Below are 12,510 nucleotides of genomic sequence, written 5' to 3' on the forward strand. Positions count from 1 at the left end.
GCACGGCTTTCACGCGGCCCACGCCGCGGCGCGGCGATAGTGCCATGGTGCCGCCCTTCAGCCGCCTCTCGCCCAACGCCGCCCTCGACCGCTACCGGCGCTGGCCGCGTCCGTGGCGTTTGTTGCTGCGCGGGCTGCTGATCGCCTATTTGCTGTACCTGCTGCTGGGCAACGTGTTCCTCAACACGCCGCTGTTCGACCTGGCGACCAACCGCACGCCGGAAAAATTCCGCATGCACACCGGGCCTGCGCTGACCGTGCTGCCGGGCTTCGTCACGGCGTGGGACCTGCGCATGCGCGGCCACGTGCAGCGCAATGTATGGACCTTGCGCGCCGATCGCGCCAGTGCGCGTATCGCCTTGCTGCCGCTGCTGCACCGCGAAGTGCGCCTGCCATGGATGGAGGCGGTGAACGTGATCGGCGCGATCGACCGTGTCGCCGACGCGATTCCGCCGCCGCCGCAGAGCGACCAGGGCTGGACCCTGCGCTTCGACGCGATCCACAGCGGCACGCTGCGCCGCGCCCGCTTCGGCGACCTGGCGATCGAAGGCAAGGGCCACGGCACGGTGGGCTTCCTCAAACAACTCAAGGGCGGGCCGGCGCAACTGTTTCCGTCGCAGATCGTGTTCGACGACGCCAGCGTGCGCGACGGCAAGCGCCAGATCGCCGACCAGGCGCATGTGGACGCGCGCTTTTCGTTCCCGCGCCACTACCGCGCGCAGGCGCCGGGCCTGCGCAAGCTCGGCATCGCCGACCTGGCGTTGCAGCTGCACGGACGCAGCGTGGCGCTGCGCATCGACACGGCCGGGGCGCAGACGCGCTTGAGCACCGAACCCGGGCTCGGCCACGTCGAGGCGAACCTGCGCCTGCTGCGCGGCGAACTGCAGCCCGGCAGCAAGCTCAACTGGCGGGTGCCGCTGCATGCCGGCGTCGGCGCCACCGATCGCGGCGTGCTGGCGTTGCTGCTCGACGTCGATCGTGACATCCGGCTGCGCGCACGCCTGCCTGGGCAGATCGATCCGCGCAGCATGCTCGACGCCGACCTGCGCATCGCTGGACGTACGCTGCCCTTCGACGCCCCCAGCGCGCTGTTGCCGCGGCTGTCCGGCACGCTGCTAGGGCGCTGGCATTTCGAATCGCTGAACTGGATCAGCGACCTGTTGGTGCGCAAGCCGTGGTTCCGGCTCGACGGCGGCGGCGATGTGGCGGCCGATCTGCGCCTGGCGCAGGGCGCGCTGCAGCCGGGCAGCCGCATCGACGTGCCCGAGGTCCAGGCCACGGCCGATGTGCTGCGGGTGCGCATCCACGGCAAGGCACAGGCTGCCGGACGCATCGTCGGCAGCACCGCGCAGCCGCGCACCGAGGTCGCTGTGCGCATGCACAGCTTCGCGCTGGCGCCGCTGGCCGAACCCAAGGCGATCTTTGTGCAGGGCGAGAACCTGCGCCTGGACCTGGACGGCGCTGGCACCCTGGCGACGATGCACGACTCGCTGCAGGCGCGGCTGCGCTTCGACGATGCGCGCGTGCCCGACCTGCGCGCCTACAACCGCTACCTGCCGGCAGCGCAGGTACGCGTGCTCGGCGGCAGCGGATCGCTCAGCGGCGATGTGCATCTGGACGCGGCTGGGCAAGTGGGCGAAGGCCATGTGCGCGTGCGCGGCCGCCAGGCGCGGCTGCAGGCGGCCGGATTGGCGCTGGCCGGCGACCTCGATCTCGACGCGCGGCTGCGGCGCGCGGAACTGCACGACAAGCGTTTCGACCTCAGCGGCAGCACGCTGCGCGTGCAGGGCGTGCGCTACGGCGACGGCGGCAAACAGCGCGATTGGTGGGCCACGCTGCGCGTGCCGCAGGGGCGCATCGCTGCGGCGCCGGCCACGCAGGCCGATGCGCAGGTGCAGATGCAGTTGCGCGATGCCGGCCCGGTGCTGGCGGTATTCGCGCAGCGCAGCGATGCGCCGGCCTGGCTGCTGAAGCTGGTCGATGCCGGGCAACTGGATGCGCGTGGTCAGTTGCGATGGAGCAAGGACGCACTGTGGCTGGACCGTCTGCACGCGGAAAACCAGCGCGTCTCGCTGCGCGCGCGCCTGCGCGTCGGCGATGCCGGCACCCAGGGCGATCTGTATGCGCGCTGGGGCGTGCTCGGCGTCGGCGTGGCGCTGCGCGGCGAACAGCGGCAATGGCATCTGCTCAACGCGCGCGAATGGTACGAGCGGCAGCCGGCGTGGTTGCCGGAACCGCCGCCGGCGTCTGCACCGGCCAAGTCGGCACCCTGACCAGGCAGGCCACTGCAGCGTCGCGCATTGCGGTCATGCACGTTCGGAGCGGGATGCAGCGCACACACCTGCGCAGCCGATGGCAGGCTGCAGGAGCAGCGTCAGTCGCCGCCGATAGCCAGGTCCTGGGCGGCTGACGATGCGACGAGTGCACACGCCACAGCGCGACTGCGGCCACGGCGCTTGCGCGGCGACGCTTTGGGGGCTGCCCATACTGCGCCGCAGCAGAATGTACCGCCCGGTTTCGTTTTGCAGTGCAGCGTGCAATGGGTGAAAAAAGCGTCCAAGATCAACCTGCATCCCGACGTGGGGGAGGGAGCAAAGCCCGCTGGCAGTTCGCTGCCAGCGGGCTTTTTTTTGCCTGGCGATCGTCGATTCTGCCACGCCGTGGTTGCTGCGGGCAGGCGGCGTCCCGCCCTTTCCCGGAGCATGCGAACCACGCTCGCCGCCCGCCGCCATGTTCGCGCGCCGCTGTCTGCGGACAGGCCGGGATGCCAGAATCGGCCAATGCCAACCCCGTCCTCGATTGTTCCCGACGCCTTGCAGCCCTTGCTCGAACGCAGCCTGGCGCGCTTGCGCCAGAGCCTGGCCGCGCCGCCATGGCCCGCCGCGCCGGGATTCGACGCGCCGCTGCGCCGCGCGCTGCTCGCCAGCGATTTCCTGCTCGACACCTTGTGCCGGCAACCGACGCTGCTCGCGCACCTGGCGCAGCCCGACCCACCGCCGTTGCCGGTGCCGCAGCTGGATCCGGCGCAGCCGGCGGCGTGGCCGGCGCAGTTGCGCCGCTATCGCGCCGCCGCCTCGGCGCGGCTGGTATGGCGCGACGTGCTGGGCCTGGACGACGTCGACGCGACCCTGGCCGGCAGCACGCAGTTGGCAGAGACCTGCCTGGGCATCGCGCTACAGGCGCTGGAAGGCGAATTCGCCACGCGCCACGGCGTGGTCCGCGGCGCCGACGGCAGCGTGCAGCGGCTGGTGGTGTTCGGCCTGGGCAAGCTCGGCGGCGGCGAACTGAACTTCTCCTCGGACGTGGACCTGGTCTACGCCTATGCGCAAGGCGGCGAATCTGACGGCGCGCGCGTGCTCGCCGCCGAGGAATATTTCGCCCGCCTCGGCCAGCGCCTGGCGCGGCTGCTGGACGAGACCACCGCCGATGGCTTTTCGCACCGGGTGGACCTGCGCCTGCGTCCGTTCGGCAGCGCCGGGCGGGTGGCGCTGTCGTTCGCCGCGATGGACCACTACTTCCAGCGCGAGGGCCGCGACTGGGAGCGCTATGCATGGCTGAAGGCGCGTGCGGTGGCCGGCGACAGCGCTGCCGGCGAGGACTGGCTGCAGACGCTGCGCCCGTTCGTGTACCGGCGCTACCTCGACTTCACCGCGCTCGACGGACTGCGCGAGATGAAGGCGGCGATCACCGCCGAAGTCGCGCGCCACGACCGCCTGGACGACATCAAGCGCGGTCCCGGCGGGATCCGCGAGATCGAGTTCCTGGTGCAGTCGCTGCAACTGATCCGCGCTGGCCGCGAACCGGCGCTGCGCGAGCGCCGCTTGCTGCCCGCGCTGCAGGCGCTGGTCGCCGGCGGCCAGGTCGCGGCCGCGGACGGCGCGGCGCTGGCGCAGGCGTACCGCTTCCTGCGCCGGATCGAGAACCGCCTGCAGATGCTGCGCGACGCGCAGACCCATGCGCTGCCGGAAGAAGCGCTGGACCGCGCGCGCATCGCGTTCGGCCTGGGCTACGCGGATTGGGCGCAGTTGTATGCCGCGTTGCAGGCCCAGCGCGACCGCGTCGCCGCCGAATTCGCCGAGTTGCTGGCGCCGCGGGTGCAGGCGGTGGCACCGGATGCGCTGGCCAGTTACTGGCGCGGCCTGCCGCAGCAGCCCGGCGCGCAGGCGCTGGCCGCGGCCGGCTTCGCCGATGCCGACGGTGCCGATCAGGCGCTGCGCGGCTTCGTGCAGTCGCTGGGCGTGCGCACGCTGTCGGACGCGGCGCGCGCACGCCTGGACCGGGTGCTGCCGGCGTTGCTGCACGCCGCCGCGCGCGCGCCGCAGGCCGATGCCGCGTTGCACCGCGTGCTCGGCCTGCTGCAGGCGATCCTGCGCCGCGCCAGTTATCTGGCCTTGCTCGACGAACAGCCCAGCGCGCTGGCGCGGCTGGTCGATGTGCTGGCGCGCAGCGCGTTCCTGTCCGAACGGCTGGTGGCGCATCCGCTGTTGCTCGACGAACTGCTCGACAGCCGCGTCGCCGGGCCGATGCCGGACCGGGCGGCGCTGCAGCGGCTGTGCGATAGCGCGGTTGCCGCCGCCAGCGACGATCCGGAAGCCGCCCTGCGCGGCCTCAACGAAGCACGCCAGGCGCTGAGCTTCCGCATCGCCCTGGCCGCGCTGGACCGGCGCCAGCCGGCGGTACACAGCGCCCGCCAACTGGCGGAACTGGCCGAAGGCGTGGTGCTGAGCGTGCTGCGCCTGGCCCGCGCCGAGCTGGCCGCCGCGTATGGCGAGGTGCCTGGCGGCAGCTTCGCGATCATCGGCTACGGCAGCCTCGGCGGCATCGAACTGGGCATCGGCTCGGACCTGGACCTGGTGTTCCTGTACGACCATGCCGCCGGTGTGGAGGCTTCGGACGGGGCGCGGCCGCTGGAGAGCGGGCGCTGGTTCGCGCGGCTGGCGCAGAAGGTGATCGCGCTGCTCGGCGCGGTCACCGGCGGCGGCCGCCTGTACGACATCGATGTGCGCCTGCGCCCGGACGGCGGCAAGGGCGCACTGGTGTCGTCGCTGGCCAGCTATAGCGACTATCAGCGCGAGCGCGCCTGGACCTGGGAACACCAGGCGCTGGTGCGCGCGCGCGGCGTGGCCGGCGATGCCGCGCTGCTGCAGCGCTTCGAGCAGGTCCGCGCGCAGACCCTGGCGCGCCCGCGCGACGCGGTGCAGTTACGCGAGGAAGTATTGAAAATGCGCGCCCGCATGCGCGCCGAACTGGACCGCAGCGATGCGGTGCGCTTCGACCTGAAGCAGGGCGCCGGCGGCCTGGTCGATCTGGAATTCCTGCTGCAGGCCGGGGTGCTGCTCGGCGCCGCCCAGCATCCCGAGCTGAGCGTGCCGCGCGACACATCGGCACTGATCGACGCATTGGCGGCCACCGGCTGGCTGGGCGTGGGCACCGCGCAAGGCCTGCATGCCGCGCACGCCACGCTGGTGGACGCCGGGCTTGCCTGCACCCTGGACCGGCGCCCACGGCTGACCACCCGCAGCGCGGAGATCGACGTAGCGCGGGCGGCGATTGGCGATGCCGCCGCCGCGCTGCAGCTCGCGTTCGTCGGCCGGCGCGACACCCAGGCCGCGCCGCGATGAGCACCGCCGCCACTCACACGCTGCCGTACTGCGACCGGAACCAGACCGCATCGGCGCCGGTCGCCGCCAGCATGTCCGGGTTCACGCCGAATAGCGCCACACAGGCAGGTTTGCCACGGCCGGCTTTCCCGGCGCTGAGGGCGCAGCCCTGTGCATGCAACGTGGCGGTGTCGAACACGCGCACGCTGTCCAGCGTCTGCCCGGGGGAGGCCTCGAACGGATAGGTCTGCGTCCCGGCCAGGGTGAAGCCGGCGTGGGCCGGTGCCGGCCTTGCGCGATCAGCGCGGCGGCGCGGTGCGCCACAGCAGCGCCCGGAACGGCGCCAGCAGGCATACGCCGATGCCGAGTTTCACCGCCAGATCGCCGGCGGCCCAGCTGACCCACGGCAGCGCCGAACCGGCGAAGGCGACCGACCAGAAGAGCATCGTGTCCAGCGTCGCGCTGCAGGTGGTGGACACGATCGGCGCGCGCCACCAGCGGCCGCGGCGCAGGCGGTCGAACACCGCGATATCCAGCAATTGCGCGGCGATGAACGCCAGGCACGAGGCGGCGGCGATGCGCGCGGTGGCGATCCAGATCGACAGCAGCACCCCCAGCGCGAAGCCGCACCAGGCCACGCGCCGCGCGGCGCGCGGGCCGAAGCGGCGATTGATCAGGTTGCTGACCAGGAACGCCAGCGGATAGCTGAAGGCGCCCCAGGTCAGCCAGTCGTTGATCGGGAACTGCACCAGCACGTTCGACAGCAGCACCACCGCGCCCATCGCCAGCACCGCCAGCAGCAGCGCGCGCGGGGTCAGCGCGGCGAACGCGGGCGATGGCGTGGAGAGCGGAGGCATTGGGCGGTTGCGCGGCAGGCGAGGCGAAGCGGCGCATTATCGCGATGCGGCGCCGCCGCGGCCAGCGCGGCATGCCGGCGGACCGCGGGTGCTCCCTATAGGAGCGGCTTCAGCCGCGACCGGGCTTCACCAGGAAGATCCGGTCGCGGCTGAAGTCGCTCCCACAATCTGGCTGGTGGACCCTGGAGAACGCGCTAGCGCTAGCGCGGCACCGCCGTCCCATCCACCGCCGCACGCCCCAGCGCCGGGTCGTCGGTGAAGAAGGCATCCACGCCCGCGGCAATGAACGCGTGCATCTCGGCGATGCTGCCTGCGGCATTCACCGCGGCCGGGCCGCGCGCATCCTGCAGGTGCTTGGGCAGGAAATAGTTCTCCGGGCGGAACGTGTACGGCACAACCTGCAGTCCGGCCGCATGCGCATCGGCGATGAAAGCGCTGGGCGCGGCCAGCGCGCCATCGGCATCGACCGGGATGATGGTGCGTAGGCTGGGACTGACCAGCTGCGCATACTTGGCGATCGCACGCAGGCCCTGCGCACTGCCCATCTGCGCATAGGTCGGGCCGTCGCGCAGCTGGTCGCCGGGGCGTTCCTTCGGGTCGCCCAGCAACTGCACCAGGCGCACGTTCGGATGGCTATCGCCGAGCTTGCGGTGCAGATAGTGCAGATTGCCGATCTCGAACGACTGCACGATCACCGGCGCGCTGCGCGTGTACGCATGCGCGTCCAGCGTGGCCAGCACCTTGTCTTCCATCGCCAGGCCCAGCGACTGGAAATAGGTGCCGTGCTTGATCTCCGGGATCAGCCCGATCGGGCGCCCGCGCGTGGCCGACTCGGCCGCGGCGAAATCGATGATCTCGTCGAAGGTGAGCAGCTGGAACTGGCCGTCGAAGGCGGTGCTGCGCAGTTGCGGCAGGCGCTCGCGCGCGCGCAGCGTCTTCAGCTCGGCCAGGGTGAAGTCTTCGCTGAACCAGCCTTCCACGCGCCGCCCATCGATCTGCTTGACCGTCTTGCGCGCGGCGAACTCCGGGTGCGCGGCGACGTCGGTGGTGGCGCCGATCTCGTTCTCGTGGCGCGCCAGCAGCGCACCGTCCTTGGTCGAGACCAGGTCCGGCTCGATGAAATCGGCGCCGTCGGCGATGGCCTTGGCATACGACGCCAGCGTGTGCTCGGGGCGCAGCGCGCTGGCGCCGCGGTGACCGATCACCAGCGGCTTGCGCGTACCCGGTGCCGCGGCCTCGGCCGCGGCGGTCAGCGACGACAACGCCATCGAACATCCCAGCACCCAGACCAGGGGTTTCATCATCGCATGCGCTCCGGAGCGGGGTTGGGCCAGGATGCGCGCGTTCAGAAGCGCGCGTCCAGGGTCAGGAACACCTGCCGCGGCGCGCTGGCATGGAACGCCAGCGAACGCCCGTTCGGATCGCTGTTGCCGAACGCGGAGAGGTTGGAGGCGTAGCGCTTGTCGGTGAGGTTGGTCACGTTGAGCGACAGCTTCAGGTCCTGCAGGAACGACACCGCGCCGAAGTCGTAACCGGTGCCGGCGTCGAATGCGGTGTAGCCGCCGAAGCCCTGGTCGTTGGTGTAGGTGTAATAGCGCTGGCCGGTGTACTTGCCGCGCAGGTTCGCGTTCCAGCCGTTGTAGTTCCAGCTGATCTCGCTGGTGAGCATGCGCTTGGGCGTGTCCACCGTGTACTTGCCGGCGGTGGGAATGGTCACGCCGTTCTGCACGTAGTTGTCGTCGTAGGTGGAGCGGTTGATCGAGGCCGAGTTGTACCACTGCAGGTGCGCGGTCGGCTTCCAGATGACGGTCAGCTCGCCACCGCGGCTGCTGACCGAGCCGACGTTGAAGAAGCGCGTGGTGCATGCCGGCGTGGTGCCCTGCTGGATGCTCGCGCAGGGATTGAGCGAGAGCAGGCGGTTGTCGAAGGTCACGTCATAGCCGACCAGCGAGGCCTCGAACTGATCGCGCACCAGCCGGTAGCCGGCCTCGAAGGTCTTGGACTTCTCCGGTTCCAGCGCGCCGACGCTGGCATCGAACGAAGCCTGGGTGACCAGCAGCGGGCCGCCGGCGCCGCCGCCCTGGAACGCGGCGATGTTCTCGGCGTAGGAGGCGAACACTTCCTGCCCTTCGGCCAAGCGATAGCGCACGCCCGCCTGCGGCAGCAGCGCTTCGCTGGCCTTGAGCGTGCCGTTGGCCACCGGCGATTCCACCGCGATCCCGGGCGTCTCGCGCGCGGTCATCGTGGTGTGCGGGCTCTTCACGCCCACGTCCAGGGTCAGGCGCTCGTCGAGCAGCTTGAAAGTGCCCTGCACGTACGCCTGCTTGGTGGTGATCGTGTAGTCCTGCGAGAACAGCCTGCGGTCCGGGCCGCTGAGGAACAGGTCGTCGTCGATCGGGCCGTCGATCCAGTAGAAGTTGCGCTCCACGTGGTGCTTGTTGCGCTCGTACCACACGCCGGCTTCCAGGTGGTGCGGGCCCAGGTCCCAGCCGAGCGAGGCGATGCCGCCGCTGCGGTTGATGGTGTAGTTGGTGCTGCGGATCGAGATCGGCAGCGCCTGCGGCGTGCCCGGATTCGAGGCCTGGCCCGGCGACCACCAATGGCCCTGGCCTTCGTTCTCGTGGTGGTAGACCTGGGTGTGCACGCTCACCGCGTCCGACGGCTGGAAATCGCCGGCCAGGTAATACAGGTCGTCGTTGCGCAGCGCGCGGCTCTGGTAGTACGCGTCGTCGGTGTTGTCCACGCCGCCGCTGTAGGCGCAGCGGCTGGCATTGCGGGTGGCCGGCGCGCAGTAGGCGGCCGCCAGCGCGCGCTGCCAGTCCGGCGCGTACAGGTTCCAGTCCCAGCCCAGGCCGCGGTGCAGGCCGCTCTTGGACAGGTAGGCGTAGTCGGCCTGCGAGGTGCGCGAGGTATCGACGAAGGCGGTGATCTTGCCGCCGTCGAACTGATACACGCCCTTGCCGTTGAACTGCGCGGTGTGGGTCGGCGACTTCGGGTCGGCCCACATGTCGGCGCTGGCGTGGATACCGGACAGATACGCCGAGAAGCCGTTGTGCTCGCCGGTGTCCAGGCGCAGGTAGGTGCGACGGTTCTGGTCCGAGCCGACCGTCTGCGACAGGCGCACGCCGGTTTCGGTGGACGGATCGTCCGAGAAGTACTGCACGGTGCCGCCGAGGTTGCTGGTGGAGGCGGTGCCCAGGCTGCCGATGCCCGAGGCCAGTTCCACGCCGCCGAAGTTCTCGGCGATCAGCGCGCGGCTGATGTTCAGTCCGTTGTAATTGCCGTAGGCGTTGTCGCCCAGCGGCAGTCCGTCGAGCGTATAGCCCAGGCGCGTGCCGTTGAAGCCGCGCAGGCTTACCGTCTGCGATTCTTCGTTGGCGCCGAACGCGTCGTTGGACTGCACGTTGACGCCGGGAATACGGTTGAGCAGCTTCTGGATGCTGGTGCCTGGCGGCAGCACCGCCACGTCCTGGCGGGCGATGCGTTGCACCTGGCGGGTCTCGCCCTGGCCGATCACCGACACCGTATCGAGTTGGCGGGCCTCACCGGTGGCGCTGTCGGCCGGGGCGTCCGCCGCGTGCGCCGCCAGCGGCGATAGCAACGTGGCGAGGATCGCGGCACTCAGCAAATGATGGGTAGGCATGCGTGAAAAATTCGCTAAAGGAGGTCGGGCGAAGATGCGACAGCGAGGTTTCAGGATCGCGTCACCCATGTTGCGGTTGTCATGCAATGCACACACGGTCGATACATTTGCCCGGCCGGCCACGGTGCGCCTGATGCGGTCCAGTGCTGCGGGGGCGCGGCTCCCATGAAACTAAACGGCCGCAAAACAGGAAGTTTGATTATTTACGGATGAATATTTGAATGTCGCCGTTTCCCGCTGAAAAATGCGCATCGCCGCCACATTTTTCACAAGCGCACATGGATTTCGACGGTGCCCATGAAACATTGCCGATGCATTCTTTGCAGGATCGAAAATTCGCTACAGCGTCAAAGTTTTCGATGCGTGGCACCGTGAATGATGGCGGCCCACCTGATGATCTGGTTTTGCACGCGTGACCCTGCGCATTTTTGTTCCCACGTGACGCCGCCAGCAGTTGCCTGCAGGCGACGCCCTATCGTCCCACCCACGGAGAGAGATATGATCGATCGTCGTCGCCGCCGCCAGCCGTTGCTGGCCGCCGTGTTGTCCGGGTGCGCGCTCGTGTTCGGCAATGCCCATGCCGCACAGGACGCCACGCTCGCGGCCATGTCCGCCACGTTGCGTGCCGCACCCGTCACCTTCGACGTGCATCTGCCGTTGCGTGACCAGGCAGGCCTGGACGCCTTGCTGGCCGACATCCAGGATCCGGTGTCGCCGCAGTACCATCATTGGCTGTCGCGCGCCGAGTTCGATCGCCGCTTCGCGCCGTTGCCTGCGCAGGTCGAACGCGTGCGCTCGGCGTTGCAGGCCGCGCGCATGACCGTCACCCAGCAGGGCGCAACCCTGCACGTGAACGCCAGCGCCGACAATGTCGAGCGGCTGTTCTCCGCGCCGTTGGCGGTGGATCTGCACGAAGGCGCCAACGCCAAGCTCGCCGTGGCAGGTCCGCTGCAACTGCCGGCGGCCTTGCGCGACAGCGGTGCCGTGGTCACCGGCCTGACCGGCGGATTGCCGCTCTACCAGGTGCAGTCGCAACGTCTGCCCCAGGTCGATCCGGACAACCGCAGGGGTCCCAACGGCACTTATGCGTACAACGATCTCAAGCAGGCCTACGGCTATCCGTCCTACCAGAGCATGATCGGCTCGCCCGGCCAGCAGCGCCGCCTCGACGGGACCGGCACCACGATCGCCATCCTGATCTCCAGCGACGTGCTGGATTCGGACGTGGACGCGATGTTCAACAAAGAGAACTTCAGCCGCTATGGCGCCGGTCACGTCAACCCGAAACTGTACGCCCGCCGCTACGTGGCGGGCGCCAAGCCGGGGATCAACGAGGCGGGCGGGGCGGGAGGCGAAGCGGCGCTGGACGTGGAGATGGCGCTGGCCGGCGCGCCGGGCGCGCACGTGCTGCTGTATGTGATCCCCAACCTGAGCGAGGAATCTCTGATCGCAGGCTACCGGCAGATCGTGCAGGACAACGAGGCGGACGTGGTCAGCTCCTCGTTCGGCGGCTGCGAGCTTTACCGCACCAAGGCCTACCAAGGCGGCCAGGATCTCACCTCGACCTTCCGCACCATGAATGCGATCTTCAAGCAGGGCAACGCGCAAGGCATCACCTTCATCGCCTCCAGCGGCGACAACGCCGGCCTCAGCTGTGCGGATACGCACTATGCGGTGGACGGCAAGGACGGCAACTTCGTCGCCGGCGTCGTGCATCCGGCGGTGGATGCGAATGTGACCGCGGTCGGCGGCGGCAATCTGTCCACCAATTACCAGAAGGGATCGCTGGATTCCAGCTACCGGTCCGAGAGCGCCTATGCCGATCCGCTGGTGACCATGGACTACTACGGCGTAGGCGCACAGCTGGCCGGCGGCTACTGGGGGGCTGGCGGCGGGGTGAGTACCTTGATCCAGCGGCCGGCCTATCAGTTGCGTGCGCTGGGCGGCACCCGCGCGTCGATGCGTGCGTTGCCCGATATCGGCATGCTGGTCGGCGGTTGCCCCGGGAAAAGGGCAAAACAGCCGTGCGGGGAAGGCAGGGCGCCTTTCGCCAGTTCGGTGTTGTCGGTGTACAAGGGCAAGTTCTATTCGACGATCGGCACCAGCGTCGCCGCGCCCGAGTTTGCAAGCGTTGCCGCGCTGCTGGTGGAAAAGCAGGGGCGCCAGGGCAATCTCAACGACTACCTGTATCGGTTGGCGGCCAATTCTCCGCAGGCGTTCCATCGCGATATCCCGGGCAACAACGGCGTGGTCGGCAACGACGTGCCGCTCAACGGCAAGTACAACTACACGACCGGTCTCGGCACGCCGATCGTGCGTTTGCTGATCGGCGCGCTGGACGCGGCGCCGGCCGGGATACCGCGGTCTCCCAGCAACCCTTGATCTAGCGGGAAGGCAAGCACGGGGCCGT

8 protein-coding genes are annotated in these 12,510 nt (G+C 69.5%); 4 read left to right on the forward strand and 4 right to left on the reverse strand.

The window, feature by feature from the left end:
* Positions 1-44: 44 nt before the first annotated feature.
* Both ISN38_RS12095 and glnE read left to right on the forward strand, forming a co-directional pair.
* Positions 45-2,273, forward strand: coding sequence for an AsmA family protein (locus tag ISN38_RS12095; protein WP_058363386.1), 2,229 nt, complete (start codon positions 45-47; stop codon positions 2,271-2,273).
* A 507-nt stretch (positions 2,274-2,780) separates the two neighbouring features.
* On the forward strand, positions 2,781-5,621 hold the full coding sequence (gene glnE, locus ISN38_RS12100; RefSeq protein ID WP_047325374.1) for a bifunctional [glutamate--ammonia ligase]-adenylyl-L-tyrosine phosphorylase/[glutamate--ammonia-ligase] adenylyltransferase: 2,841 nt from the start codon (positions 2,781-2,783) through the stop codon (positions 5,619-5,621).
* Positions 5,622-5,634: 13 nt separating this feature from the next.
* Here the strand turns inward: glnE and ISN38_RS12105 are convergent, their stop codons facing one another.
* The 4 genes from ISN38_RS12105 to ISN38_RS12120 all read right to left on the reverse strand — a co-directional run bounded on the left by ISN38_RS12105 (position 5,635) and on the right by ISN38_RS12120 (position 10,100).
* A complete protein-coding gene (locus ISN38_RS12105; protein ID WP_170874070.1) occupies positions 5,635-5,799 on the reverse strand; it encodes a hypothetical protein in 165 nt (54 codons plus the stop codon).
* Positions 5,800-5,899: 100 nt separating this feature from the next.
* Positions 5,900-6,457: a queuosine precursor transporter gene (locus tag ISN38_RS12110; protein WP_206711822.1), complete on the reverse strand. Its 558-nt coding sequence runs from the start codon at positions 6,455-6,457 to the stop codon at positions 5,900-5,902.
* Positions 6,458-6,657: 200 nt separating this feature from the next.
* Positions 6,658-7,761, reverse strand: coding sequence for a glycerophosphodiester phosphodiesterase (locus tag ISN38_RS12115; RefSeq protein WP_058364626.1), 1,104 nt, complete (start codon positions 7,759-7,761; stop codon positions 6,658-6,660).
* 41 nt (positions 7,762-7,802) lie between these two features.
* Positions 7,803-10,100 (reverse strand): TonB-dependent receptor, encoded by a 2,298-nt coding sequence (locus ISN38_RS12120; protein ID WP_038238662.1) that lies wholly within the window; start codon positions 10,098-10,100, stop codon positions 7,803-7,805.
* A gap of 221 nt (positions 10,101-10,321) precedes the next feature.
* Between ISN38_RS12120 and ISN38_RS12125 the strand changes: the two genes are divergently transcribed.
* Both ISN38_RS12125 and ISN38_RS12130 read left to right on the forward strand, forming a co-directional pair.
* Entirely contained in the window at positions 10,322-10,516 is a 195-nt protein-coding gene (locus ISN38_RS12125; protein ID WP_139116044.1) for a hypothetical protein, read from the forward strand.
* An 82-nt stretch (positions 10,517-10,598) separates the two neighbouring features.
* Positions 10,599-12,482 (forward strand): S53 family peptidase, encoded by a 1,884-nt coding sequence (locus tag ISN38_RS12130; RefSeq protein ID WP_003470488.1) that lies wholly within the window; start codon positions 10,599-10,601, stop codon positions 12,480-12,482.
* The last annotated feature ends 28 nt before the right edge of the window (positions 12,483-12,510 follow it).

The sequence above is a fragment of the Xanthomonas translucens pv. undulosa genome (assembly GCF_017301775.1).
Taxonomy (GTDB): Bacteria; Pseudomonadota; Gammaproteobacteria; order Xanthomonadales; family Xanthomonadaceae; genus Xanthomonas_A; species Xanthomonas_A translucens.

Bases quoted from the DNA above. Each gene is read 5' to 3' on its own strand.
- ISN38_RS12110 (WP_206711822.1), bottom strand. From the start codon at position 6,457: ATGCCTCCGCTCTCCACGCCATCGCCCGCGTTCGCCGCGCTGACCCCG.
- glnE (WP_047325374.1), top strand. From the start codon at position 2,781: ATGCCAACCCCGTCCTCGATTGTTCCCGACGCCTTGCAGCCCTTGCTC.
- ISN38_RS12095 (WP_058363386.1), top strand. From the start codon at position 45: ATGGTGCCGCCCTTCAGCCGCCTCTCGCCCAACGCCGCCCTCGACCGC.
- ISN38_RS12125 (WP_139116044.1), top strand. From the start codon at position 10,322: ATGTCGCCGTTTCCCGCTGAAAAATGCGCATCGCCGCCACATTTTTCA.
- ISN38_RS12120 (WP_038238662.1), bottom strand. From the start codon at position 10,100: ATGCCTACCCATCATTTGCTGAGTGCCGCGATCCTCGCCACGTTGCTA.
- ISN38_RS12115 (WP_058364626.1), bottom strand. From the start codon at position 7,761: ATGATGAAACCCCTGGTCTGGGTGCTGGGATGTTCGATGGCGTTGTCG.
- ISN38_RS12130 (WP_003470488.1), top strand. From the start codon at position 10,599: ATGATCGATCGTCGTCGCCGCCGCCAGCCGTTGCTGGCCGCCGTGTTG.